Source organism: Paenibacillus popilliae ATCC 14706 (assembly GCF_000315235.1).
GTDB lineage: Bacteria > Bacillota > Bacilli > Paenibacillales > Paenibacillaceae > Paenibacillus_B > Paenibacillus_B popilliae.
Genome location: NZ_BALG01000222.1, coordinates 30,503 through 55,968 on the forward strand (window position 1 = coordinate 30,503; position 25,466 = coordinate 55,968).

General features: G+C 53.4%; 19 protein-coding genes and 3 pseudogenes. 16 read left to right on the forward strand and 6 right to left on the reverse strand.

The genetic code is table 11. The features are described 5' to 3' along the window. The first annotated feature begins 116 nt into the window (after nucleotides 1-116). Together PPOP_RS13990 and PPOP_RS13995 are read left to right on the forward strand one after the other, a co-directional pair. Nucleotides 117-1,760: a hydroxysqualene dehydroxylase gene (locus PPOP_RS13990; protein WP_042228934.1), complete on the forward strand. Its 1,644-nt coding sequence runs from the start codon at nucleotides 117-119 to the stop codon at nucleotides 1,758-1,760. Nucleotides 1,761-1,817: 57 nt separating this feature from the next. After that, on the forward strand, nucleotides 1,818-3,080 hold the full coding sequence (locus tag PPOP_RS13995) for a sensor histidine kinase (protein ID WP_042228935.1): 1,263 nt from the start codon (nucleotides 1,818-1,820) through the stop codon (nucleotides 3,078-3,080). A gap of 76 nt (nucleotides 3,081-3,156) precedes the next feature. On the opposite strand, the gene PPOP_RS26325 is transcribed toward PPOP_RS13995, so the two are convergent. Together PPOP_RS26325 and PPOP_RS26330 are read right to left on the reverse strand one after the other, a co-directional pair. Then, nucleotides 3,157-3,804 carry a helicase domain-containing protein gene (locus tag PPOP_RS26325; protein WP_006287163.1) on the reverse strand — a complete coding sequence of 216 codons (648 nt, stop codon included), beginning with the start codon at nucleotides 3,802-3,804 and terminating at the stop codon, nucleotides 3,157-3,159. Nucleotides 3,805-3,863: 59 nt separating this feature from the next. Then, nucleotides 3,864-4,253: pseudogene (locus tag PPOP_RS26330) on the reverse strand (UvrD-helicase domain-containing protein); the annotation flags it as partial. 297 nt (nucleotides 4,254-4,550) lie between these two features. On the opposite strand from PPOP_RS26330, the gene PPOP_RS14005 reads away from it, so the two are divergent. The 4 genes and pseudogenes from PPOP_RS14005 (at nucleotide 4,551) to PPOP_RS14020 (ending at nucleotide 8,835) form a co-directional block, all read left to right on the forward strand. Further along, on the forward strand, nucleotides 4,551-5,315 hold the full coding sequence (locus PPOP_RS14005; protein ID WP_006287165.1) for an ABC transporter ATP-binding protein: 765 nt from the start codon (nucleotides 4,551-4,553) through the stop codon (nucleotides 5,313-5,315). Further along, nucleotides 5,290-7,179, forward strand: a complete 1,890-nt coding sequence (locus PPOP_RS14010; RefSeq protein WP_006287166.1) for an ABC transporter permease — start codon at nucleotides 5,290-5,292, stop codon at nucleotides 7,177-7,179. The genes PPOP_RS14005 and PPOP_RS14010 overlap by 26 nt, the downstream gene beginning before the upstream one ends. Before the next feature lie 118 nt (nucleotides 7,180-7,297). Next, nucleotides 7,298-7,558 (forward strand): annotated as a pseudogene (locus PPOP_RS25335) (transposase); the annotation flags it as partial. 239 nt (nucleotides 7,559-7,797) lie between these two features. Beyond that, nucleotides 7,798-8,835 carry a Gfo/Idh/MocA family protein gene (locus PPOP_RS14020; RefSeq protein ID WP_006287168.1) on the forward strand — a complete coding sequence of 346 codons (1,038 nt, stop codon included), beginning with the start codon at nucleotides 7,798-7,800 and terminating at the stop codon, nucleotides 8,833-8,835. Nucleotides 8,836-8,962: 127 nt separating this feature from the next. On the opposite strand, the gene msrA is transcribed toward PPOP_RS14020, so the two are convergent. Beyond that, complete coding sequence (gene msrA, locus PPOP_RS14025) at nucleotides 8,963-9,937, reverse strand: peptide-methionine (S)-S-oxide reductase MsrA (RefSeq protein ID WP_006287169.1); 975 nt, start codon at nucleotides 9,935-9,937, stop codon at nucleotides 8,963-8,965. 371 nt (nucleotides 9,938-10,308) lie between these two features. Between msrA and PPOP_RS14035 the strand changes: the two genes are divergently transcribed. Next, complete coding sequence (locus PPOP_RS14035; protein WP_006287170.1) at nucleotides 10,309-11,028, forward strand: TerC family protein; 720 nt, start codon at nucleotides 10,309-10,311, stop codon at nucleotides 11,026-11,028. A 203-nt stretch (nucleotides 11,029-11,231) separates the two neighbouring features. On the opposite strand, the gene PPOP_RS20760 is transcribed toward PPOP_RS14035, so the two are convergent. Further along, entirely contained in the window at nucleotides 11,232-11,474 is a 243-nt protein-coding gene (locus PPOP_RS20760) for a LysR substrate-binding domain-containing protein (RefSeq protein WP_006287171.1), read from the reverse strand. 507 nt (nucleotides 11,475-11,981) lie between these two features. Next, complete coding sequence (locus PPOP_RS14045; protein ID WP_006287172.1) at nucleotides 11,982-12,986, reverse strand: LacI family DNA-binding transcriptional regulator; 1,005 nt, start codon at nucleotides 12,984-12,986, stop codon at nucleotides 11,982-11,984. A gap of 571 nt (nucleotides 12,987-13,557) precedes the next feature. Between PPOP_RS14045 and PPOP_RS14050 the strand changes: the two genes are divergently transcribed. From PPOP_RS14050 to PPOP_RS14085, 8 genes and pseudogenes are all read left to right on the forward strand, one after another. Beyond that, a complete protein-coding gene (locus PPOP_RS14050) occupies nucleotides 13,558-13,926 on the forward strand; it encodes a winged helix-turn-helix transcriptional regulator (RefSeq protein ID WP_006287173.1) in 369 nt (122 codons plus the stop codon). A 24-nt stretch (nucleotides 13,927-13,950) separates the two neighbouring features. Continuing rightward, nucleotides 13,951-14,249, forward strand: a pseudogene (locus PPOP_RS14055) (IS5/IS1182 family transposase); the annotation flags it as partial. Between the two features lie 406 nt (nucleotides 14,250-14,655). Further along, a complete protein-coding gene (locus PPOP_RS14060; RefSeq protein WP_006287174.1) occupies nucleotides 14,656-15,516 on the forward strand; it encodes a DegV family protein in 861 nt (286 codons plus the stop codon). A 504-nt stretch (nucleotides 15,517-16,020) separates the two neighbouring features. After that, a complete protein-coding gene (locus PPOP_RS14065; RefSeq protein ID WP_006287175.1) occupies nucleotides 16,021-16,725 on the forward strand; it encodes a response regulator transcription factor in 705 nt (234 codons plus the stop codon). 2 nt (nucleotides 16,726-16,727) lie between these two features. After that, complete coding sequence (locus PPOP_RS14070) at nucleotides 16,728-17,783, forward strand: sensor histidine kinase (RefSeq protein ID WP_006287176.1); 1,056 nt, start codon at nucleotides 16,728-16,730, stop codon at nucleotides 17,781-17,783. Between the two features lie 132 nt (nucleotides 17,784-17,915). Then, nucleotides 17,916-18,695 carry an ABC transporter ATP-binding protein gene (locus tag PPOP_RS14075; protein WP_006287177.1) on the forward strand — a complete coding sequence of 260 codons (780 nt, stop codon included), beginning with the start codon at nucleotides 17,916-17,918 and terminating at the stop codon, nucleotides 18,693-18,695. After that, the gene (locus tag PPOP_RS14080) at nucleotides 18,667-20,604 is read left to right on the forward strand and encodes an ABC transporter permease (protein ID WP_042228943.1); all 1,938 of its coding nucleotides are present in this window, start codon (nucleotides 18,667-18,669) and stop codon (nucleotides 20,602-20,604) included. Before PPOP_RS14075 ends, PPOP_RS14080 begins: the two co-directional genes overlap by 29 nt. Nucleotides 20,605-20,759: 155 nt before the next feature. Continuing rightward, nucleotides 20,760-21,500 carry a hypothetical protein gene (locus PPOP_RS14085; protein ID WP_042228945.1) on the forward strand — a complete coding sequence of 247 codons (741 nt, stop codon included), beginning with the start codon at nucleotides 20,760-20,762 and terminating at the stop codon, nucleotides 21,498-21,500. Nucleotides 21,501-21,627: 127 nt separating this feature from the next. Here the strand turns inward: PPOP_RS14085 and PPOP_RS14090 are convergent, their stop codons facing one another. After that, nucleotides 21,628-22,338, reverse strand: a complete 711-nt coding sequence (locus PPOP_RS14090; protein WP_042228962.1) for a Crp/Fnr family transcriptional regulator — start codon at nucleotides 22,336-22,338, stop codon at nucleotides 21,628-21,630. A 388-nt stretch (nucleotides 22,339-22,726) separates the two neighbouring features. Here PPOP_RS14090 and adhE point away from each other — a divergent pair, with 388 nt between their 5' ends. Beyond that, on the forward strand, nucleotides 22,727-25,321 hold the full coding sequence (gene adhE / locus PPOP_RS14095) for a bifunctional acetaldehyde-CoA/alcohol dehydrogenase (protein WP_006287181.1): 2,595 nt from the start codon (nucleotides 22,727-22,729) through the stop codon (nucleotides 25,319-25,321). The last annotated feature ends 145 nt before the right edge of the window (nucleotides 25,322-25,466 follow it).

The following is a 25,466-nucleotide window of genomic DNA, read 5'->3' on the forward strand; positions in this document are numbered from 1 at the left end:
TATATATTTTTTTTTACGAGAATGTGGAAATATGTTGAAAAATAAGATTTCTATAGTAATATGATAAATAGTTGTTTTTTTCTATAACTTTTGAGAACAGGAGTGCAGAAGCTTAGATGGTTACATCAGTTCTTCCTTCAGTTGTCGTTCTGGGCGGCGGAATCGCCGGCATGAGTGCCGCGCATGAGCTGATGGAGCGCGGATTTCACGTTACGGTATTGGAGTCGCGTCGGATTCCCGGAGGGAAGGCGCGCAGCATGCCCGTACAGGGGACAGGGACAGAGGGACGCCGGGATTTGCCGGCTGAACACGGATTCCGCTTCTTCCCCAAGTTCTACAAGCATGTCACGGACACAATGAAGCGCATCCCTTATCAGGGAGGGCGCTGCAGCGTCTATGATAACCTCATCGAAGGAACGAATTTGGGACTTGCGTTTTTCGATCGGCCGATGCAGCCTTTTCTGACCGAATTCCCCCAATCCATTAGCGGATGGAGAACCTTACTCAAATCTCTCTTCAGGAACAATCTCAGACTTAGCGAGCAGGATATCGACCACTATGTGTCTGCGTTATGGAAGGTGTTGACCAGTTGTGACGAGCGCAGATTGCTCGACTATCAGCGTATCTCCTGGTGGGATTTTTTGCAGGCAGAGAAGCAGTCTCCGGAATTCCGACAAATCTTTACCGGCTTGACGCGCATTCTTGTCGCAGCCAGAGCCAGAGAAGTAAACGCTTGTACCGTCGGCACGGTTGGAGCGACGATTATGCTGGACATGGTACTGCCGGGAGGCAGTGCCGATCGGCTATTGAACGGGCCGACGAATGAGGTATGGATTAACCCGTGGCTGAACTATTTGTGCCAGGGAGGCGTCGATTACCGCTTCGGCGCCAAGGTGGAGCATATTCACTGCGAAGACAGCAGGATCCAGGGGATTACGGTAACCGAGAACGGCCAGTCCAGGCGGGTGAGCGCGGACTATTACATTGCAGCACTGCCGGTGGAAGTGATGGTCGGATTGCTGAATGACGGACTACTTGCCGGCGATCCGCTCCTAAGAGGGTTAATCGAGTTGGCTGCGCATGTCGAGTGGATGAACGGCGTCCAATTTTATCTCAATGAAGATGTACCGATCATCCATGGCCATGTTATCTACATGGACAGCCCTTGGGCGCTGACCTCAGTATCGCAGGCCCAGTTCTGGCCCGAATTTCGGTTACACGATTATGGCGACGGCCAGGTCCGGGGGATTATCTCGATTGATGTGTCCGATTGGAAGGCTCCGGGCATCTTGTACGGGAAGTCGGCGATGGAATGCTCGCGGGACGAGATTAAGGTCGAGGTGTGGGAACAGATTAAGCGCAGTCTGAATCAGGACAAGATCGTGCTGTCCGACGATATGCTCGTGGAGTGGAATCTGGATGAAGACATTCAATTTGAAGAGGGGCGGGCGACCAATGCGGAGCCGCTGCTTGTGAACCATGTGAACACCTGGAATCTGCGGCCGAACACCTACACGGCGATTCCGAATTTGTTCCTGGCCTCCGATTATATCCGGACGAATACAGATTTGGCCACGATGGAAAGTGCGAACGAAGCCGCCCGCCGTGCCGTCAACTGTATTCTGGAGCAAGCCGGATCCGATGCGCCCCCATGCAAAATATGGGACATGTATGACTACCCGATTCTGTCGGCCTGGCGTTCTAATGATCGAGCCCGCTTCCACAAAGGCTTGCCCTGGAACGGGAAAATAATCGGTTAACTCGCTTTTTGCGTGTACGGTGAATGGCTAATACGTTTCGGAAAGGAACGGTTAACTTTGATCGATTCTATACTATCCCAGGAATTTAGGGGACTGCTGTATATTATGTCCGCCTGTCTGATGTTCTTGCTGATTACGCCGCAGTTCATGTTTACTAATTACCGGAGAAAGATACTGTTCATCGGCATCCTTCTGGTGCTTACGTTTTTCTATATTTGTTATGAAAAGATACATCCGTTCGTGTACGGCATTCATCTCACGCCGATCTCGCTAACGCTGGCGGCGCTATTCGAAGGTTTATTGCCGGGCATCGTCACCTGGCTTGCCTTCAATTTGTGCACCGTGATGATGGTGGGAGGGAATGTGCTGGCGACTGCAGTCGGCTCGACTCTGCTGCTCATAATGGGCCTTTTTTTCCATTACCGGCATATGCTTCAGAGCACCTATTGGCAGATTTGCATGCTGGCCGTTACTTTGACGACGACCTATTTACTCGGGTTTTTGCTATGTTTGACCCGATGGGACAAAATGGAGGGCGTTGATGCGGGAGTGGCGGTCGTTGGCACGTATTTGTCGGTGATGTACGTCAGTTATATTTATCATCATGTCAAGAACCAGGAAAAAATGCGGGAGGAGCTGTTCCGTGCCGAGAAGTACCAGGTCGTAGGCCAACTGGCCGCTTCCATCTCCCATGAGATTCGCAACCCGCTCACAACATCCCAAGGCTTTCTCCAACTGATGACGAAGGAGAATCTCACCCCCGAGCAATTCGAGAACTATCACCGCCATGCCGTAGGGGGAATCGAGCAGGCGAATGCGATCATCACCGATTATTTGAACTATGCCAAGCCTGTCGTCGAGCTGGCGCAGCCGCTTCACGTTCAGAAGGAGGTGGATGATGTCGTCGCCATGATCGCCCCGCTGTGCGCCTTGTCCGAGGTGAAGGTGAACACGCAGCATCTGACCAAATCTCCGCGCTACGTATCGGGGGAATCGAAGAGGCTGCAGCAATGTCTGCTGAACATTTTGAAGAACGCCGTCGAATCGATGCCAAGTGGCGGCGATCTGACCGTGACGACATGGTCTGACAACGAGGGCGTCCATATCCATATCAAGGATACCGGGGTCGGCATGAGCGAGAGTCAGATCAAGCGCATCGGCATGCCGTTCTACACGACGAAGGAGAAGGGGACCGGCTTGGGCCTGATGGTTGTCATCGGATTGATGAAGGCGATGAACGGCAAGGTATCCTATTATAGCCGGCCGGAGGAAGGGACGACCTGCGTACTGCAGTTCAAGCAGGTGAGGCTGTTCCGGTAGCGCCAATTCTCCGGCTCCACTTTACGCCAACAGCCAAGAGTACAGTACTCTTGGCTGTTGGCGGCATATCTCGTGATCATGATATGCCGTCCCGATGAGAGAAACTGGGCCTTTGTTCTGTATTACGAATGCTCGTGCACGGTCCGTTCATCATCCGTCTGCAGGAGCAGTGGGCTGATGGCGTCGCGCATCTCCTGCCAGTCTTCGATGCCGACATAGGCATGAATGCCTTGGGACAGGTCCCGCAATATCGTGACGAGTGGCTCTTCGCGATCCGGTCGAGCAGGGCGACTTGAAGCGGGGAGAAGTGCTGCGCTTCGTCGATGACGACATGAACGAACCGCTGGGCGGAAGTTACGCCATGAAGCAGCAGGTGCAGATAGACGAGCGTGGCCACATCCTCCTGCTTCACGATGCCGCGCTTCAAGCTCGCCAACGTCTGCTTCCTTACGGATGACGGAAGATGTCCGGCATACGCCTCGTCCAGCAGCAACTGCTTGTACACTTCCATGACCCCCGCTCTGGACCAGCGCTTCAGAACCGATTTCAATTTGGCGGTGCCTCTGCGCTTCTTCTCCTGCTGGCGGGACTTGCTCAATTCCTGCTTCAGCTCCATCTCCAGCCAACGCTGCATGCGGGCCGCCACGCGCTCCAGCCGCTTGGCCGGCTCATAGGAGCGGTACTCCTGCCGGAACCAGTGCGCGATCGTCGCGTGCGGAAGCAAGCCGCCATCCCACGGGCAAGCTGTACGCGCTCTTCCAGTCCGGTCAGCTCCAGCGCTCAATCAGCGAAGGTGCGCTGCTGGATATTGCCGACCCCCAACTCGGGCAGCACGTCCCCGATATAGTCGAGGAACATGCGGTTCGGTGCAAAAATAATCATGCGCTCGGCGTGAATCTGTTCTTGATATTGATAGAGCAAATAGGCGAGGCGATGCAGGGCGACGGTCGTCTTGCCGCTGCCGGCGACCCCTTGGATGAACAGCGCCTTGTTCTTCGGCGCGCGGATGATTGCGTCCTGCTCCGATTGGATGGTCGAGACAATGTCGCGCAGCTTGCTGTCTTTGTTCTCCCCTAAGCGATAGACGAGGAATTCATCGGTTGCGTTCTCCTCACCCTGCTTGCGGTCGAACGTATCGACCACCCGCAGGAGCTGTTCGTTGCGGATGACGAGCGGATAAGGATCCGGCCCTGACTTGGAGGCTTCCTGCCAGGGGGGATTGAGAAGTAGCAGAGGCACCGGCTCCACAGATGCGCGAAAAATAATGCTGTGGGGGCACTAGGTAGGCCTATTTGACGATTACGCAGGAACAGACAGTAAAGTACACATAGGATTTAATCGCGCAAGCCCATGTTTGCGGTGCAGTGTTACAATAACGAAAGCTTGGTGTAAGGTAGAAGAATAGCCCCATTCCCCGTTTCGGTTTACAGTTATAACGACAAAATATTGCGAAGGAGCGTGCAAGTTACAATGTTAGAAGTACGGAACGTATCCAAAGTATATGAAGGCAAGCAGTCCTATCAGGCGCTGACCCATTTGAATCTGAAGGTGAACACGGGGGAATTCGTCGGCGTGATGGGGCCGTCCGGCAGCGGCAAGACGACGCTGATGAATGTCGTCTCCACGATAGACAAGCCGACCTCCGGAGAAGTCTATGTCGGCAATGAACAGATGAACAAGCTGAGCAAGCGGAAGCTGGCGCTGTTCCGCCGGCGCGAGCTTGGCTTCGTGTTCCAGGATTTCAACCTGCTGCAGACGCTGACAGTCAAGGAGAACATTATTTTCCCGCTCGCCTTGGACGGTATCGGCATTAAGGAGCAGGATGCACGGGTACATGCGATTGCCGAGAAGCTGGGGATTACAAGCATCCTCAATAAGCGGACCTACGAGATCTCCGGCGGCCAATGCCAGCGCACGGCGATTGCGCGGGCAGTCATCCACCAGCCGAAGCTGATACTGGCCGATGAGCCGACAGGGAACCTCGACTCCAAATCCGCCCAGGACGTGCTGCTGACGCTGGAAAGATTGAACAAGGAAGAAAGCGTGACGATGATGATGGTTACGCATGATGCACAGGCGGCAAGCTACTGCGACCGGGTCATCTTCATCAAGGACGGCATGCTGTATCAGGAACTACACAAGACGGGAAGCCGCCAGATCTTTTTCCAAGGCATCATGGATATCCTATCGTCAATAGGAGGCACGCGGGATGAATATTCGCCAGTTCGCGCTTAAAAACGTATTTCGCAACAAACGGCTGTACGCCGGTTATTTTTTCAGCTGTGCGTTCTCCGTCATGATCTTTTTCGTCTATTCGATGCTGGCGCTGCATCCGACGCTCGATTTCAGCGGTAACGGCCCTTACGGCAAAGGCGCGCAAGCAGGCATGGATGTCGCCCAATACATCATCTATCTGTTTACGTTTTTCTTCATTTTATATTCAATGAGTTCGTTCCTGAAATCTCGCAAAAAAGAATTCGGCATCTGTATTATGCACGGCATGTCTGATATGCAGCTGAGACGACTCGTATTTACGGAGAATATTGTCATCGGCCTGGCAGCAACCGTATCCGGCATCGGAGCGGGGCTCGCCCTGTCGAAATGGCTGCTCATGATGAGCTCTTTCGTTCTTAATCTGGAGCAGGCGCTGCCGTTCTACTTCCCAGTAAAGGCGATGGCGTTGTCAGGCGGGGCGTTCGTGCTGCTGTTCCTGATCATCTCGCTGTTCACCGCGACGATTTTGCGCAGCAGCTCGCTTATCGATCTGTTGAAGGGAACGGTGAAGCCGAAGCCGGAGCCGAAGGCGTCCCGCTGGCTTGCCTTCCTGGCGGTCTTCCTGCTCGCTTTAGGCTACGGCGTTGCGTTCTGGGTACGGGGAGGGCTGGTCATTTTCGCGCTGCTGCCTGTCGCCACGGTCGTCAGTATCGGGACTTACTTTCTGTTCACGCAGCTTAGCGTATACATCATTAACAGACTGAAGGCGAAGAAATTGTACCGCCGCAGCACCAATCTGATTACATTGTCGGATCTGGCTTACCGAATGAAGGACAATGCCCGCATGTTCTTCCTCGTCACGATTATCTCAACGGTCGCGTTCACGGCCATCGGCACGCTGGTCGGCCTGAAGGCGGTAATCACCAAAACAGTGACATCCACTGCTCCGGTCATGAGATACGAATCCCACGCAGGCAACAAGCTGGAGGCGAAGCATGCCGAGCTTATTGAGCAGTCCCTGAACAAGGCGGGGATAAGCTTTGAGCCTATCGTATTCCCGACGAAGCTCGTTCAGGATGCGAAGACGGAGAAGTCCTATCAGGTTATTCGTGTGTCCGACTACAATCAACTGATGAAGACAAGCATAGCCTTGCATGGTGATGAAGCACTGTTATTCTATCAAGTTAATCCTATGGTTGTCGGCCAGGAAAATTCGATGGAACAGGCAACGGCGGTTGAATTCGCCACGGAATCGCTCGCGGTTACATCCAATAAGGAGATGCCGGAGACCATCGTCCAGAATGTAGGCGGCCAGCAAGTCGTCGTCGTGTCTGATGCGGCGTTCCAGCGCTTGCCTGCATCCGAGAGAGACGATATGATCTATACGTATTTGATCGAGGACTGGAAGCCGACGCTGGCCGTGGCGAAGCAGGTAAACGAGCAATTAGGCGACCCGGACGGCAATTATTTATTCGGTTCCAGAGCGCTGATGCTGAACGATATGAATCAGGGCTTCGGCCAGATTTATTTGTCCGGACTGTTCATTGGCGCCGTATTTTTCGTCGCGGCCGGAAGCTTCCTGTACTTGCGCTTGTATTCCGATCTGGATCAGGATACGGTACAGTATCGGTCCATCAGCAAGCTGGGACTGACGGAAGGGGAGTTGTCGAAGATCGTCTCTACCCAGATCGGGCTCTTGTTCTTCATTCCGATTGTCGTCGCTATCGTACATGGCGCGGTCGCGTTGAACTCGCTGCAGAACACTTTCATCATGAGTCTGGTGAAGGAATCCGCGATGGTCCTTGGATCGTTCGTGGCGATTCAGGTTATCTATTTCATCTTTATCCGTGCGAATTACGTACGCAAGCTCAAAAAAGTGATCTAATCCTATCCGACAGGAGCAGGCCGGTTTTCCGGTTTGCTCTTTTTTGCTGTATGGGCTCCCGGCAGGCCTGGAGGACGGGCCCCAATCGATGGCTACGGCAACTAGCGCCACTTCTTAGAATGCGTTTGACCGTTTTTTCAAGAAACAAAATGATACACCACGCTTCAAGTCTAAAATCAGTGAAGTTAGAATGGATGTCGGACTGAAAGATTTCGCCATCCTTTCCACAGGTCAAGTATTTGGCAACCCCAAGTTTTTTCGCACATTGGAAAAGAAATTAGCTAATGCCCAGCGTATTCTTTCAAGACGTAAAGAACGAGCCTTGAAACGGAAATGCAAACGAGATGAAGCAAAAAACTATCAGAAACAAAAAAGAAAAGCAGGCGTATTTGCAGTTTTCATCGGTGCTGTGCGGAACTAGGCACGTCCTCAATGCCGGCAGGAACAGGAACTCCCTATGACCGATACATCGCAGGACTAGGGATTTCGAGGACTAAAAGGGCGGTTTGCACATTTCGACGATAGCACAGCGACATTGGATCCATGAATCTATTCGCTGTGGAACGGGATTGGGGTATAATCGTAACAAATCCTGTGGAATAAGGAGCGTGTCCCATTATGACAACATGGAAGGTCGTTGTGGCCGGATGCGGCCAAATGGCCAATACGTGGATCGAGTATGCCAGGCAGCGTGATGATACGGCGATCGTCGGCCTCGTCGATATTCGACCGGAAGCCGCCTTGCAGATGGCGGAGAGGTACGGCCTAACTTGCGGGCTGTATTCGGATCTGCGTGAAGCGATCCGGCGAAGTGGGGCCAATCTCGTCTTCGACGTGACGACGCCGAATGCGCATTGCACAACCTCGGGCATGGCATTGGAGATGGGCTGTCATGTGATAGCGGAAAAGCCGATGGCATCCAACCTCGCCGCGGCGATAGAGTTGGCCGAGCTATCTCGGAAGACAGGATTGTCCCTGGCCATTATGCAGAACCGCCGTTACTTGCGGAGGGTTCGGGCGTTCCGTGACCTGGTGCAGTCGGGCGTCATCGGTTCGATCGGCTTCGTCGGGGCGGATTTCTTCCTGGCGCCCCGGTTCGGGGGCTTCCGCGAGCAGATGGCAAGTCCGTTGATTCTGGATATGGCGATCCATACATTTGATCAAGCGCGCTTCATCACTGGGGCAGATCCGGTATCCGTGACCTGCCACGAATGGAATCTTCCCGGATCCTGGTATAAAGGCCATGCCAGCGCGGTCTGCACTTTCGAGATGAGTGACGGGTCCGTGTTCAACTATCGTGGCTCCTGGAGCGCTCAAGGCTTCCCGACATCATGGGAGGCGGCTTGGCGCGTGGCGGGGAGCCAAGGCACCGCTCTATGGGACGGCGTAGACCGGCTCGAAGCCGAATCTTTCAATGATGCCGGGGAAGCAATACGTACGGAGGCGTCGATCGATTGGAGCGGCCGGGAGGGACATATCGGCTGCCTCGATGCTATTTTCGCCGCAATGGCGGAAGGCCGACCGGCAGAGACTTGTGCCGCCGACAACGTGAAGAGCATGGCGATGGTGTTCGGCGCCATGGAGAGCTTCCGCCGTCAAGAGACGGTGCGGATGAACCCGCTGCTGCAGGACTACGCTCCTTATCGGAAGCTGTAATACGTTAAAGTATGGAATTGCGAAAGGCTACCATGATTCAGACCAGCGGGCGCCGATTCCAGCCAAGCGGCAGCCGGCCCTTGAGCGGAAGCGCTCTGCAGCGTTGGACCGAGGGCCGGCTAGACAATCAATCGGCAAATAAGATGGCATATTCGCCGTAGCCTTCCTCTTCCAGCTTCTCTTTCGGGATGAAGCGAAGAGCGGCGGAATTGATACAGTAGCGCAGTCCGTTCGGGCCAGGACCGTCGTCGAACACATGCCCGAGATGAGAGGCGCCGTATCGGCTGCGCACTTCGGTGCGCACGATGCCATGGGACAGGTCAAGCTTCTCTTCGATATGATAAGTCCGGATTGGTCTCGTGAAGCTTGGCCATCCGCAGCCTGCATCATATTTGTCGCGCGAGCTGAACAGGGGTTCGTCCGAGACGATGTCGACATAGATGCCGTCTTCCGTATGGTTCCAGAATTCATTCTGGAACGGAGGCTCAGTCCCGTTCTTTTGCGTGACATGGAACTGCATCGGGGTGAGCTGTTCTTTCAGTAGAGCTGTGTTCTGCTTGGTTACGCTCCAATGCTTGGCGATGAAAGTGTCGCGGCCAGAGTCGGTGCGATAATGCTTGTAATGGGCCGGCTGCTTGCGATGATAGTCCTGGTGGTATTCCTCCGCTGGGTAGAAGGCCGTCGCCGGGACAATTTCGGTCGCGATCGGCTTGTCGAAGCGCCCGCTACGCTCCAGCTCCCGCTTAGATTCCTCTGCTTCTTCCCGCTGCTCCTCGTTATGATAGAAGATCGCTGTCCGGTAGGACGAGCCCCGATCATAGAATTGTCCGCCCGGATCGGTCGGATCGATCTGCTGCCAGAACAGATCCAGCAGCTTCTTATAAGGAAATACGGCGGGATCAAACGTAATTTGCACGGCCTCTGCATGTCCGGTTCGGTCGGTACACACCTCTTCATAGGTCGGGTGTTCCGTATGCCCGCCGGTATAGCCGGAGACGATCGAATGGATGCCGGGTAGCTCCTCGAACGGAGTGACCATGCACCAGAAGCAGCCGCCTGCGAATGTCGCTTTTTCCAGAGAAGGTTGGGTATGATCGCTCATTGGATATCAGCTCCTTTGCATAGCCATATCATAACCAATTGGAGGCTGCGTGACAACACAGGCCGCATGCAATCATGGGCGGCCCCGCTGAAAAATGAGGGTTGTATCTGCTGCCGAACCGTGCTAGTATGAAATATATCGAAAACGATACTCCACAAAGGGGAGTAGCTAGCACAGTATTCGTCGTCATTACGGGCTCGAGTCACCTCGTCCTCGGCGGTACTGGCAACGTACACGTTGTTTGCGAGACCTTTGCCACGAGTTGCGATGGTAAAGGTCTTTTGTTGATCCGTTAGGGCCGTCACCTCGTGGTGACGGCTTGTTTTATTTTCCGAAGCATTACGCATATTATAGTATGGGAGGAAGTCATTGTGGAACTATTCTCAATTGAATTCTGGACGGCATTGTTGTCGATCGTGGTCATCGATCTGGTACTGGCAGGAGACAATGCGATTGTCATTGGCCTTGCTGCACGTAATGTTCCGAAGCAGGACCAGAAAAAAGTGATTATTTTGGGAACTGGCGGAGCGATTGTGGTCCGCGTGATCGCTACCTTTCTCGTCATCTACCTGCTGATGGTTCCCGGACTTCAATTATTCGGCGGTCTTCTTCTGCTCTGGATTGCGGTGAAGCTGATGATTGAAGAGAAGGAGCATAACATCAAGGCCGGCAGCAGTATCGGTGCGGCCGTCGGCACCATCATCGTCGCTGACGCGGCCATGGGGATCGATAACGTGCTGGCTGTGGCGGGCGCCGCCAAGGGACACTTGTTTCTGGTCATTCTCGGATTGATGATCTCGCTTCCGATCATCGTCTGGGGAAGCACGATTGTGCTCAAGTTTATCGAGCGGTATCCGGTAATTATCGTGCTGGGCTCCGCTGTGCTTGCCTGGACCGCCTCAAAAATGCTCGTGGCCGAAAAATTTGTCGCCCCGTATGTCACCAATCCGTTCATCAAATACGGATTCGAGGCGCTCATCGTGCTGGGTACCGTTGCCACCGGGCTTATCATCAAGCGGAATCGGGAACAGCGGGCTCGGGAAGCGGCCGATCATGCGAAACTTCATCACCATCGTGCCCAGGGCGAGTAATCGCCCGAGCATGGCAAAAGCCGAAGGCAGAGCCTTCGGCTTTTGCCATGAAGGAATATACACGGAGATCCGCGATAGGGAGTGATGCCTCCCCAACAGAGTGCCCGTTGGTATCATCCTATAAAGGGAACGGCCGATTGGTGCCATTCCTCCCGCGCGAATTGTTCAAGAGAGCTGCCGGACCTGCTGGATCAGCATTTTCATCACCATGGTCGACTGTGAATGACCCAACGGGACAGCAGAGTGATGCCAAGACCAGCGAGAACGGCCTCCTTCCCCCCTTGGCTGCTGTTGAACACATAGGTGCGCTTCGGCTCCACACCGAGTTCGCGAATAAATTGCTCGCTGTAGGAGCGGGTTCCCGAACCGCTCTCACGCAGAATCCAAGAGCAAGCCTTTGCTTTATCCTGCTCGGGATGAGGCTGAACCTGACGGATATTGTCCATGCGGGGCCGAAAGTATTCCTGATTGCGTTTATCGTCATTATATTCACCATGAGGCGACAATGATTACGATCGATGCCGCCGTGAGTAGGGACTGGCAACGGGCCTAATGGCACCGCGCCAGTCCTTTACCCGATAGGTTTTCTTTCGCTGGATCAAGCAGCATTTACATATTTCTACGTTATTTGGCACGACAGAAAATCCGTCCATGGGCCACGGTTTGCGGCGCTGATGGTCTTTGTGCTGCTCCAATGGCTGTTTGATGCTGCCAAGCATGCATTGCCCCGCTATGCGATGCTCTCTATTGTACGGTTTGCTCGCTTGTTGGTTCTCCATCGACTCCTCACGAAGTGGATACTGCGAATTCAGAACGTGCTCTAACCTTCATACCCACCTAATGTAACGATATAGCTGTGGAAATACCGGTTCAAGGGCGTTGCAGGACGTAGAGTCGGGGACATGGGTTATGTCCTTCCTCCAATGTGCTGTGCAGCACATTGGTGACAAATCTTATATTCTCCCCACGGATTGCCGCATTAAGATATCGCAAGGGAGAACAATGTGGCACGGATTATCTTCCCGGTTTTTCATCCGGCCCAGCAGCAACTGCATGCCTTTCTTTCCGAATTCGTAAGCTGGCTGGGAGGCGACGGAGAAGAACGGGTTCGCTTCCTCCACCCATCCGAAGTCATCGAAGCAGGCAATCGACAGATCCACCGGCACGCGTAGGCCCAGGCTGCGAATCGATTTCAGCACGGACAGCGCCAGCATATTATTGGCCGCAAAGATGGCGGTCGGCCGGGCTTCTGGAGCGAGATCCATCCAGGGCGCGACGGACAAGTCCTGCTCGCGCGGATAGCTCGTCTTCATAACCAGCGACTCGTCGAATTCGATGCCGGCTTCCTGCAAGGCATCGATATAGCCGGCTTGCCGCTCGCGGGCGGTCGATACATCCTGAGCGCCGTTCACGAGGGCGATGCGGCGGTGTCCGTACCGGATCATCTCCGCCACCATCCGCTTCGCCCCGTCGCGGCTATCTCCCAGCACGGCGTCGCAGTTGATACCGGGTACCTCGCGATCCAGCAGCACGAAAGGCACATTTTGACGCTGCAGCCACTCCAGATGCTCCATGGACTGATCCCCGCTTGGCGCGAACAGCACGCCATCCACGCGCATGGACAGAATCATTTCCACGTAATCTTTTTCCTTCGAGAAGCTCTCGTCACTATTCCCGAACATGAGCCGATAGCCATGCCGCATGGCGGCATCCTCGGCGCCTCGCGCCATCGTAGTGAAGAACGGGTTCGTAATATCCGAAATGAGGAGCGACACGATCTTGCTCTCTTGTGTGACGAGGCAGCGGGCGACCGAGTTCGGGATGTACCGCATTTCCTTCATCACCTGCTTGACCTTGTCACGTGTCTTTTCGCTCACTCTTCCGGTATTGTTGATGACTCGGGATACGGTCATTGCCGAGACGTTGGCTTTCTTCGCGATATCATAAATGGTAGCCATTGGCGTTATCTCCTACAATGATTTAATGGGCACCTGCGGCACAGGATGCAAGCAGCTTCAACGAACAAAGCGCCGCTGGAAGGCGGCATCCGGGGCTGATGCCGGGACAGCGAGCCGTTCGCGGGCCGGGCGCCCGCTGCGGCGGAACCAACCGACGCAGCGAGGCTGAAGAAGCATGTACTTTTTTCAATGAAGAGGTGGTTCACAAAGTCAGATTTTGGTTATGAAGCGTAATAGAAACTGACCCGGTGTCTAGTCTTGCACTTCCTCCCGAAGTCCTAATTATACCAGTTTCGCCAGAACTTAAAAATAGATGACTCCGATTATATTTTATGCTATATCGAACATTGACATCAAGAGGGAACGCAAGATATTGTAAAGATATCGATAATAGTTCCAATAATGTTATCTTAACACAGAGAAATTTAGTTTCAGGAAATGAGTTTCAAAATATTTGAAATATACTATAAATTTTGTTACAAGACATACTTCTTTCCCATTTTCTTTTTGAAAACGCTATGGTAAAATAAACTTGCTTACATTTTGTAAGCTATGAAGGAGGGATGATGAGATGGAATCCCATCATTTGGGGATGTGTCCCCGTTTTGAATCCGCGTTCTGTATATTAGGGAAGCGGTGGAACGGGCTTCTCATTCAGGTTCTGCTAAGCGGGCCAAAGCGGTTCAAAGATATTTCCGCGCTCATTCCTGCGATGAGCGACAAAATGCTAAGTGAACGAATGAAAGATTTGGAGGCAGCCGGCATTGTCGTGCGCAGCGTCTATCCGGAGACTCCGGTGCGCATTGAGTACGAGCTGACCGACAAGGGGCGGGCACTGCAGCCGGTCATGGAAGCCATTCAACACTGGGCGGAGAGATGGGTAAGCGAGCCGTCGGACTGCGGACAGTCGGATGAATCGGCTGCTTCCGGTGATTCCTGACAAGGTAGCGATTGGGTGTTAGTGTACACTAAAAGCAATAACATTGAGCTCATTGCCAAGCTGAATCCGCAGATTACACAAGGGGGCCGAAAGAAAGAAGACGAATGCCAATTCAATAAGGATGCGGGCATGTATGTGTGTAAGGGAGGCCATATGGCGATCCGGAAAGCGAGTACTTTAAGGAAAAGGCGCAGGAACGCTATAAGATTGAAGCAAAGAACAGCGAACTCAAACACAGGCACGGTTATGACGCAGCGTCATCTTCGGGTCTTGTTGGCATGGAGTTACAAGGTGCGATGGCTATCTTTGCTGTAAATATATAGAGAATATTAAAACAGATGAAGTAAGAGACTCGTCGTAAAAGAGCTCGTATAGCCCTCCCTGAACAGCCAAAGACGACCCCATCCTACAAAATCGGGAGAAAATTTTGTAGGATTATTTAATGGATTAATACGAGTAGGAAAAAAAGTTCGAGAAGTGTCGAAGGGGGCGATGCGGGACGACGCCCTTTTTTACCGTTGTCAACCTTCCCGGTAAACCTTATAATTAAGCGGAATGATTGGGGTAAACACGTACTCAAGAGGTTGTCCAAATCGTCGTTTTTTGATCATGAAGCAGAAGGGAAGGCATATTCGACATCGAAACTTGCGTTCACCTTCGAAGAGCGTATGCTTCCGACGATTTGAACACGCATCATCATCACATTTCACTATAAGACAGGAGACTGACATGACCATTCACATCATCACGGACGGTAGCTCGGACTTGACGCCGGAGCTGGTAGAGCAGTACGGTATCCACGTCGTGCCGCTGTACGTTCGATTCGGGCAAGACGTATTGACATCCGATATGAATACGGATTCCTTCTACGAACGGATGCGAGAGAAGCACGATCTGCCGAATACAGCGAGTCCATCGCCTGCCGACTTCTATCATATGTACAGATCTCTCGGAACCGACCGGGATATTCTCGTCTTATCGCTGACCTCTCAGCTGAGCAGCACCTACAATCACGCGCTGATGGCCAAGACCATGTATGAGGAAGAGGGGCATCCGAACCGGATCGAGGTGTTGGATACGAAGACGGCGTCCATGGGGCTTGGACTGCTGGCCGTGCGGGCGGCCCAATTGGCCCGTGCGGGGGAAGAGCTACAGGACCTGATGGCGAAGATGGTTTATTTTATTAAGCATACACGGACTTATTTTACATTGGATACGCTGGAAAATGTCATCCGCGGCGGCCGGTTGAGCCGGATTAAGGGGACGGTCGCCTCGATGCTGAATATTAAGCTGCTGATGGAAGCCAGCGAAGAAGGCTCGATTGAAGTGCTGGAAAAAGTCCGAGGCACCCAAAAGACGCTGCGGCGGCTGCTCGACAAGGTGGGCGACGCGTGGCATCAGGTCGACAAGAACTGGGTTGCGCTCGCTCATTCCAACTGCGAGGAGCGCGCCAAAGTGTTTCTCCGCGATTTGCTGGACAAGTATCCGTTCGATCAGGTGCTGTTCGTCAACATGGGGCCGGTGATCGGAACCTATGCGGGGGAAGGCGGTGTCCTGATTTCTTACCAGGAAGCGCCTGGACTGTCGTAGATTTGTCTATTTTCCGGTGATCGTAATCACTCTCTTGTCTCATGCCCGGGCGTATGATCGGGTTACAGCGCAAGCTTGGCTGCGACGCAGCCGTGCCGAAACGCTGGATGAGGAAGGGAGAGGTGTTACATGTTTACAGAGGAAATGGCGGTGCGCGATTTATTCAAACGGTTGACTTTCGAACATGTACATTTAGAAAATAATGTTTTGTTCCCGCGTATTGCCGGTTGACGGACATATGACATATGGCATAGGACAGCCCCCCGCGTCAATCGATGACGGTGGGGCTGCTTCGCGTGGAGCGGTCGCGCTGCCGGTTACATATGAATGCCGGTGTTGGCTTTGACCAAGCCGTATTGAAGCCCAGGAACGAAGACGCGGACGTATAATCCCCACCAATAGTCAGCAGAATCAAAAAAATCCGGCGGTTTGTCCGGCGGTTTGTGATATGATGAAAAATATGGCTATGCATTGGTATACAGACAGAGTCGGGGGATGATAACAATGTATCGGATTATGATCGTTGAAGATGATGACAAGATTGCTTCCATTCTGCAATCTTCGCTCGAGAAGTATGATTATAAAGTGACGCGGGCCACCGATTTCAAGGCGCTGAAGGAAGAACTGCTAGCACTCAACCCGGATTTGATTTTACTCGATATTCATTTGCCGTCCTATGACGGATTCTATTGGTGCCGTCAGTTCCGGATGGTGACCAATGCCCCAATTATTTTTGTATCTGCGCGCACCGGAGAGATGGAGCAGGTGATGGCGATTGAGAACGGGGGCGACGATTTCATCACGAAGCCGTTCCATCTGGAAGTGCTGCTGGCGAAGGTCAAGGGCGTTCTGCGTCGAACATATGGGGAGTATGCTTCCAGCAGCGGCGGCGAGGAGTTGGTTGTGCATGGCTTGAGCCTGCACCGCTCCCGGAATACGCTGGAATGGAAGGGAAGCCGCGTCGATCTAACGAAGAACGAGGCGCTGCTGCTCGCTGTGCTCATGGAGCGCGCCGGTCATATCGTATCCCGGGAGACGCTGCTGGAGACGCTGTGGGATGATGTCGACTTCGTGGACGACAACACGCTCACCGTAAATGTGACCCGCGTGCGCAAGAAGCTGGAGGAGATTGGCATTCATAAAGCGATCGAGACGATGCGCGGACAAGGATACCGCTTGCAAGCCTCGTGGACGGAAGACGGGGATTAGGCATGACCTTTTGGCGCTTTGTGAAGGATCGGCTTCTCCTTGTGCTGACCTGCTTCGCCGCCCTGTTCGTCGCCCTGCTTGTCGTATGGCTGGATCTCGGGATCGGGCAGCGCTATCTGTACAGCGGGAGCCTGACCTACGTATTCGTGCTGGGCGGGGCCGTCATCCTCGGCGGCTTATTCTATGACTATTCGCGGCAGCGGCGCTGGTTCCGCGAGATGAAGAATGCGGAGGAGAATGCGAGCAGCAATGATTTCACGCTCTGTCTTCACCATCCGCAGACGCAGGAGCAGGAGCGGGTTCACGGCTTGATCAGCCGCCAGTATCGCTCCTATATGGACGAACTGCTGACGATGGAGAAGAATAGGGAGCAGCATCTTCATTTTACGAACCAATGGGTCCATCATATGAAGACGCCGGTGTCGGTGCTGCATCTAATCTCGCAGCAGACACCTCAGCCGCTGGCGCTGGAGGAGACGGAGCAGTTGCTGCGCAGCATCGCGGAAGAGACGGATAGGCTCGCGCGTGGCCTCGACATGATGCTGCATACGGCCCGCATGGAGAAGTTCGACCTTGATCTGCACGTGACGGGACTGTCGCTGCAGCACGTCATCCGGCAGGTCATCAATCAGAATAAAAAAGCACTCATTCGTTACCAAATCTATCCGAAGGTCACGCCTGGCGACACGATGGTCGAGAGCGATGAGAAATGGCTGGCGTTCATTCTGACCCAGCTGGTTACGAATGCGATTAAATATATGAAGGATAAGGAAGGAGCCAAGTCGCTCCAGTTCACGGTGCAGCAGACGGACAGCGCCGTGCGGCTCCGGGTGCAGGATGAGGGAATCGGCATCGAGCCGCATGATATCCCGCGCATTTTCGATGCCTTCTTCACCGGGGAGAATGGACGCCGGGAAGGGGATGCCACCGGGATGGGACTGTATTTGGTCAAGCAGGTGTGCGGCAAGCTTGGGCATACCATAAGCGTCGAATCGGAGCCGCATGTTGGCACGACCTTCACGCTTGGCTTCCATTCCGACGGCATCCACCGCATATGAGCCGGGTGTGACATGCGCTCTCCTCATTCCAATCACCGCTTGCAACGCGTGCATGGCAATTGGCTGCCGTAGTAACGAATGAACGGATGAGTGTATTCGCCCGCATGACTGGACTGGAAAGGGGATAGAAATATGGAGGTTCTAAGAGCGGAGCAACTGTCCAAAGTATACGGCACGAAAGGAAGAATGACGTATACGGCGCTCAAAGACATTCATCTGCATGTGGATGAGGGGGAATTCGTGGGCATTATGGGCCCGTCGGGCAGCGGGAAGACGACGCTGCTCAATATCCTCGCGACGATAGATAAGCCGACTTCCGGCAAGCTATGGATTAACGGAACCGAACCGACGAAGCTGAGCAACAAGAAGTTGGCGCATTTCCGCCGCCGGGAGCTCGGCTTCGTGTTTCAGGATTTCAATCTGCTGGATACGCTGAGCATGAAGGAGAACATCATTTTGCCGCTGGCGCTGGATCAGATCTCGGTGCGCGAAATGGAGCAGCGGCTCGCCGATACGATTCGCTGGCTCGGCATCGAGCCGATTCTGGACAAGCGGACGTATGAGGTCTCGGGGGGACAGAAGCAGCGGACAGCCATTGCGCGTGCAGTGATTCATCAGCCGTCCCTGCTGCTGGCGGACGAATTGACTGGGAATCTCGATTCGAAGGCGGCGAAGGAAGTGATGAACGCCCTTCAAGATCTGAATGAGAACCAGAACCGCACCATCCTCTTGGTGACACACGATCCGTTCGCAGCGAGCTACTGCAAGCGGATTTTATTCATCAAGGATGGACAAATCTTTTCCGAGCTGCGCCGCGGCTCGAACCGGCAGACGTTCTTCCAGCACATACTAGACTCGCTCAGTCTGTTAGGGGGCCAATTCGATGACGTACCGACAGCTCGCTATCCGTAATATTAAAGGCAGCTGGCATCGGTACAGCGCATATTTTTTCAGTTGCGTCTTTGCCGTTATGATTTTTTTCGTGTACGCGTCGATCAGTTACCATCCGGAGGTGGGGGATGGCAAGAGCCAGGCAAGCGACTATGTGCGCCAGCTCGTGATGGTATGCGAAGTTCTCATCATGATGTTCTCGTTTTTTTTCATCCTGTACTCGAGCTCCGCTTTTCTGAAATCCCGGCAAAAAGAGCTTGGCCTGCTATCGCTGTTCGGCTCGACCAAAGGGCAGCTCCGCATGCTCGTATTCTATGAAAACATGCTGATCTCCATCATGGCGATCGTCGTAGGCATCGGAAGCGGCATGATGCTGCTGAAGTTGTTTCTGCTGGCGATGTCCCGGTTGCTGCGGGTAGGCGCGCCGCTGAGCTTCTATGTCAGTCCGTCCGCGATCGGGCTGACATCCATCGGCTACCTGCTGCTGTTCGCCTTTATTACGCTCTTCTCGTTACGCCATGTAAGCCGGGTCGAGATTATCCATCTGCTGCGGGCGGATAAGGGGCCGAAGTCACCCCCTACGTTTTCCTGGTTCCTCGTGGTCCTGACGGTGCTTATACTCGGCAGCGGATACGGACTGGCTTTTGTGACCGATCAGAAATTGTTCCTTCTTTCGGCGCTGCCGATTATCGGGTTGACTGTGCTCGGTACGTATTTTTTATTCACACAGCTTAGCGTGGCGGTCATTCAGGCGCTGCAGAAGAACAAGCGGTTCTATTACCGGGGCATGCATCTCCTGAATGTCTCGCAAGCGGCATACAAAATGAAGGATAATGCCCGCGTGCTGTTCAACGTATCGATTTTATGCGCTGTCGTGCTTACCGCCACCGCTACCGTATACGCCTTCGATCAAGGGATGCGCATCTCGGTCAGACTCAACAATCCGTTCGTATTTACGATGTCCGCTGGCAAGGCGGATCAACCCCCGGTATCACCGGATCGCATCGAGCGGCTGGCGGAGCAAATGGAGCATCACGTCACCTTCTCCGCCAAGGCCCGCGTCGTCGATGCGAAGGTAGAAGGATCCGGGCTGGAGTATGGTGGGTCACTGGTTGGCGAATCGGACTACAACCGGCTGGTCGGAGAGTTGAGTTATGACTCTGTCCGTATTGAGGAAGGCAAAGGAATTTTTGTTAATCAGCGCGATATGCTTGCCAAGTATTTATTGCAAGCAATGCGGGAAGGCGATCTTCTTTTCATTAAGGTAGAAGGTCAAGCGAAGCCGTTTCCGCTTGAGGTTCAGCAGGTGCATACGAATCAGAACGTATTGACTTGGGGCGTCGGCTACCGATTGTTGGTCATTCCCGATGCCTTGCTGGACCGGCTGTATCGGCTGGCGCCGGCGAATCAGGCGCAGACGTGGTATGTTATGAACTGGACCGGCTGGGAGGAAGCGATGCCGCTGCTGGAACGGATCCGGGAGATGCGGGATCCGGCTTCGGAATTCGATATATACAGCCGGACCGAGGACTGGAACGATATCCGGCAATCTTCCTCGCTCGGACTGTTCATCGGCCTATTCATCAGTCTGCTGTTCTTCATCGCGAGCGGCAGCGTCATCTACTTCAAGCTGTTCACGGAGCTGCAGAATGACCAGGCGCATTTCCGCGCGCTCACCCGCATCGGACTATCGGTTGCGGAGATTCGCCGCGTCGTAACCTTCCAGGTGGGGCTTATCTTCTACGCCCCATGTATCGTCGGCAGCATCCATACGCTGTTCGCGATGAAGACCTTAACCAATCTGATCAATATCAATGTAATGGGCTACGGCGTTACTGTGGTCGGCCTGTTCGTTCTGATGCAGACGCTCTACTTTTTCATGGCGCGGCGCACTTATATGGGCAAGATATTGGAGGAGGCGGTCGTCTAGATTGACACTATCTTCCATCAGTGTCGAATCATGGATAATCCCGTTGGTATTGTTACTGGATTGACACTTTTTCTCGCCATCTTTCATGCATAATAGAGGCAAAGTGTCTCAAGTGAATGCGTTAACCTTGAAGGCGGGAAAGTGAGTGGACGGCAATGGGGAATCATCATGTCAGCTTCAGGAGGAGCAGCAGGCTCGGCTTAGGACTGCTGCTGCTGGGCGTTCTCTTTTTGGTGTCTTCAGCATGCGCATCAACCGTTTCCCACCGGGGAGAGCAAGAGGACACGGAGCCTCCTGGGAAGAAAGTCATCGTCTCGATTGACGGAGGCACATTCGTTCCAACGTTGTCGGAGCGTATCGTAGTCAGCTATCAGTCGCCTATGAAGCTCGTCGACGTGCTGAAGCAGTCCGGTACCGTCAAAGTATCGGAAGATAAGTCCACCATCGTCTCGGTTGGCGACGTGGCCCTCGATCCGAAGATGGAATGGGGCCTGCTGCTGAACGGGAAGGAATATGTGCTGCCATTCGCGATGGATAAGAAGCTGAACCCTGACGATGTCGTCGGCGTCTTCATCAAGAAGCTGGATGTCCGCACGAACCATGTGGCGGCTCCCGGCGTTACACTTCGCATCGACGGAGGCACGGTTGCGCCGAACATCACGAATTCCTATCTGGTCCGATGGACGGAGGAGTTGACGCTGAAGGAGCTGGTTCGGAACTTCGCCCAGTTCAGTCTGGACGAGGACCAGAAGCACGTCCTACGCATCGGCGAGAAGGAACCGGAGGCCACAGCGGTTCTTACCTTGAAGCTGAATGACAAGAAGCTGGATTATAGTCAGAATGCCGAGCGCAAGCTGAAGCCGGATGACGAGATCGAAATCAAGATTACACCATAAATAAAAGGGGTAGAGTGGGGACAAGCCCTTGCGCCGCAATAATGATTGCGCCGCAAGGGCTGTCTTTATAATAAACACCCGTCTTACGATTGGATAGGGAAAGGAGGGGGCCGCCATTATCGAATGATTAGATACGGCAGATCTCCTTCGGACACATTTCACACCGGCAGACATCCCGCAGATGATCCAGCTTGCGGATGACAATCATGCCGCTCTCGTATTCGAGTACGCCCTTCTTGCGAAGATCGCTCAGCATCCGATTCACGCTCTCTCGGGTAGCGCCAATCATATTCGACAAATCGGTGTGCGTAATCTTCTTGTTGATAAGCAAACCGCCGTTATCCAGTTCTTCTCCGAATGTGTTGGACAAGCGGATCAACGTCGAGCACAGCGCGCCCGGCTTGCCGTACATCATGAGATCGCGTAACTTCGTTTGCGTCAGACGATGATGGATCCCGAGCCATTTCATGAAGTCGATCGAAAAATCAGAGTATTGACAGACCAAAACCTCAATATCCTTCTGATTGATAAGGCCGAGCTCGGCTTCCTCGATCACTTCCGCTGTGAAGCTGTGCTTCGTGCTGTTGAACGGGTCGACTTGTCCGATCATGTCTCCGGCTTGATACATATAAAGAATCAATTCTTTACCTTCATCCGTCGAATTCGTTATTTTGACGCGGCCGCTTTTCAGAATGAAGAGCTTATCGGATACGTCGCCTTCCCAGAACAGATGTGAGTTCTCAGGGTAGGTTCGCTCCTTCGCAATCTCCAATAGCCGCTGCCGGTTCTGTGCTGAAAAACATGATAAGTTGCAGTGTTCGTCGAGTTGTTCCATCATGTTGGGCACTTCATTCGCCTCCAAATGTCTATTTCAATATGTTGTTTATTGGGTTTTATGAACCATTATGTGACATGTTTCACTAAAGCGTTTGATACTACTATCATGTACGTTTCAGCGAGTATTGTCAATTTAGAATGGTTAAAATTTTTTACAAATTAGCGACAAATTGTGATGAACGTCACAAAGTCTGGGGGTACTGTAAAAGAAAGACGAAAAAAGAAATCATCATGGTATGATATATATCACATACAGGGCGAAGGCAATTCGTTACACTTGAATTGTGAAAAGTTTCACAAATAAAAACCGTGGAACATCGGAACCCCGGAATGACTTAGTCTACGGAGTGGAGGCGGAGAAGATGGCAACACAACCGAAAGCAAAGGCAATGGAAAAGCAAGATGTCCCGAATGCAGCAGAGCATATTGATCAACTGGTGGCACGCGCCAAGAAGGCGCAAGCCGCATTTATGGACATGACGCAGGAACAGATTGACACGATTGTGCAGCAAATGGCGTTGGCCGGTCTCGACAAGCATATGCACTTGGCGAAAATGGCGATCGAAGAGACAGGCCGCGGCGTATATGAAGACAAAATCACGAAAAATATTTTTGCCACGGAATACATCTTCAACTCGATCAAATACGAGAAAACCGTCGGCGTCATTGAGGACAATCCGAATGGCGCGTATATGAAAATCGCGGAGCCGGTCGGCATCGTAATGGGGATTACCCCGGTGACGAACCCGACATCCACGACGATGTTTAAGGCGCTCATCTCTATGAAGACGCGCAACCCGATCATTTTCGGATTCCATCCGTCGGCACAGAAATGCAGCGCGGAAGCAGCCCGCATTTTGCACGACGCAGCGGTCAAATACGGGGCTCCCGAGCATTGTATCCAATGGATTGAATATCCGTCCATGGACGCGACCAACGCGCTTATGAATCATCCGGACGTGGCGCTCATCCTCGCGACAGGCGGGGCGGGAATGGTCCAGGCGGCGTATAGCTGCGGGAAGCCGGCGCTCGGCGTAGGCCCGGGCAACGTGCCTTGCTTCATTGACAAGACGGCGGATCTGGAGCAGGCGGTGACGGACTTAATTCTGTCGAAAACGTTCGACAACGGCATGATCTGCGCATCCGAGCAAGCGGTCATTATCGAAGAACCCGTCTTCACTGAAGTGAAAAAGCGGATGCAGGCCAAAGGCTGCCGCTTCCTGACGAAGGAAGAGACCGGCAAGCTGCAGGGCATGGCGATGAAGGCTGAATCCTGCGCCGTCAATCCGGCTATCGTCGGCCAATCGGCGAAACAGATTGCCGAGATGGCAGGCATCTCCGTGCCGGATGATACGAAGATACTGGTGGCCGAACTGACAGGCGTCGGACCGAAATATCCACTGTCCGCCGAGAAGCTGAGCCCGGTGCTCGCCTGCTACAAGGTGAGAAACGCGCAGGAAGGCATTGATCGGGCGGCCGAGGTCGTCGCCTTCGGCGGCATGGGTCACTCCTCCGTCATTCATTCTCATGACGACGACGTGATTCGCCGCTTCGCGGACCGTCTGCAGACCGGGCGGATTCTCGTCAATTCGCCGTCGACGCATGGCGCGATCGGGGACATTTATAACACAAATATCCCTTCGTTGACCTTGGGCTGCGGTTCGTACGGACGCAACTCGACGTCTTCCAACGTAACGGCGGTCAATCTGCTCAATATGAAACGGGTGGCGAAGCGAACAGTGAATATGCAATGGTTTAAAGTGCCGAACAAAATTTATTTTGAAAAGGGTGCAACGCAATATTTGGCCAAAATGCCGGACATCCACCGGGTGATGATTGTTACCGACGCCATGATGGTGAAGCTGGGGTACGTCGAGAAGCTGGAATACTATCTGCGCCAGCGCCGGACGCCGGTTGCGATCGAAATATTCTCTGACGTCGAGCCGGATCCGTCCACGAAGACGGTTGAGCGTGGAGCGGAAATGATGCGGAGCTTCGAGCCCGACTGCATCATCGCCTTGGGCGGCGGCTCGCCGATGGACGCGGCGAAGGGCATGTGGCTGTTCTACGAATATCCGGACACCGACTTTGACAATCTGAAGCAGAAATTCCTGGATATTCGCAAGCGTACGTTCAAATACCCGCGCCTGGGCCAGAAGGCCAAATTCGTCGCCATTCCGACTACGTCCGGTACCGGATCCGAGGTTACCTCGTTCGCGGTCATCACGGATAAAGAGAAGGGCAACACGAAATACCCGCTGGCGGACTATGAGTTAACGCCGGATGTGGCTATCATCGACCCTGAATTCGTCTACAGCTTGCCGAAGACTGCCGTAGCCGACACCGGTATGGACGTATTGACGCATGCGATTGAAGCATACGTCTCTGTCATGGCGAGCGATTATACGGACGGACTGGCGATGAAAGCCATCCAGCTCGTCTTCGAAAACCTGGTGAAGTCTTATCGGGAAGCATGCCCGAAAGCGCGTGAAAAAATGCATAACGCTTCGACCTTAGCGGGAATGGCGTTCGCGAATGCGTTCCTTGGCATCAACCACAGCTTGGCGCATAAGTGGGGGGCGCAGTATCATACGGCGCACGGCCGTACGAATGCGATTTTGATGCCACATGTCATCCGCTACAACGCGAAGAAGCCGACGAAGTTTGCTTCCTTCCCCAAATATGACCATTTTGTTGCAGATGTGCGCTATGCCGAGATCGCCCGTATTCTCGGGTTGCCGGCCCGCACGACGGAGGAAGGCGTAAAGAGCCTTATTGAGGCCATCCGCGGCTTGAACCGCGAGCTGAGCATTCCGGAGTCGTTCCAGGAGTTGGGCTTCGATGCGAAGGATTTCGAATCCCGCGTCGACTATCTGGCCGATCGCGCCTTCGAAGACCAATGTACTACCGCGAATCCGAAGCTGCCGCTTGTGTCCGAACTGGCGGAAGTATACCGCGATGCTTTCTATGGCCGCTTCGAATAAGAAAAACAGCGCATCAAAATGATAGGTACAGGCAGCGAAGAGAAGCGTCTCTTCGCTGCTTTTCGCGTTTCCGGGAAGGGAGAGCCGAAATAAGCGGATGTTTGTCTACTTTATGTTATTATTTTCATATGAACGTCATTTATTT

Coding starts and splice junctions, on each gene's coding strand:
- PPOP_RS14075 (WP_006287177.1), top strand. CDS start 17,916: ATGGAGGTTCTAAGAGCGGAGCAACTGTCCAAAGTATACGGCACGAAA.
- PPOP_RS14050 (WP_006287173.1), top strand. CDS start 13,558: ATGGAATCCCATCATTTGGGGATGTGTCCCCGTTTTGAATCCGCGTTC.
- PPOP_RS14090 (WP_042228962.1), bottom strand. CDS start 22,338: ATGATGGAACAACTCGACGAACACTGCAACTTATCATGTTTTTCAGCA.
- PPOP_RS14080 (WP_042228943.1), top strand. CDS start 18,667: ATGACGTACCGACAGCTCGCTATCCGTAATATTAAAGGCAGCTGGCAT.
- PPOP_RS14045 (WP_006287172.1), bottom strand. CDS start 12,986: ATGGCTACCATTTATGATATCGCGAAGAAAGCCAACGTCTCGGCAATG.
- PPOP_RS14065 (WP_006287175.1), top strand. CDS start 16,021: ATGTATCGGATTATGATCGTTGAAGATGATGACAAGATTGCTTCCATT.
- adhE (WP_006287181.1), top strand. CDS start 22,727: ATGGAAAAGCAAGATGTCCCGAATGCAGCAGAGCATATTGATCAACTG.
- msrA (WP_006287169.1), bottom strand. CDS start 9,937: ATGAGCGATCATACCCAACCTTCTCTGGAAAAAGCGACATTCGCAGGC.
- PPOP_RS14010 (WP_006287166.1), top strand. CDS start 5,290: ATGAATATTCGCCAGTTCGCGCTTAAAAACGTATTTCGCAACAAACGG.
- PPOP_RS14060 (WP_006287174.1), top strand. CDS start 14,656: ATGACCATTCACATCATCACGGACGGTAGCTCGGACTTGACGCCGGAG.
- PPOP_RS20760 (WP_006287171.1), bottom strand. CDS start 11,474: ATGGACAATATCCGTCAGGTTCAGCCTCATCCCGAGCAGGATAAAGCA.
- PPOP_RS14020 (WP_006287168.1), top strand. CDS start 7,798: ATGACAACATGGAAGGTCGTTGTGGCCGGATGCGGCCAAATGGCCAAT.
- PPOP_RS14005 (WP_006287165.1), top strand. CDS start 4,551: ATGTTAGAAGTACGGAACGTATCCAAAGTATATGAAGGCAAGCAGTCC.
- PPOP_RS13990 (WP_042228934.1), top strand. CDS start 117: ATGGTTACATCAGTTCTTCCTTCAGTTGTCGTTCTGGGCGGCGGAATC.
- PPOP_RS14070 (WP_006287176.1), top strand. CDS start 16,728: ATGACCTTTTGGCGCTTTGTGAAGGATCGGCTTCTCCTTGTGCTGACC.
- PPOP_RS14085 (WP_042228945.1), top strand. CDS start 20,760: ATGGGGAATCATCATGTCAGCTTCAGGAGGAGCAGCAGGCTCGGCTTA.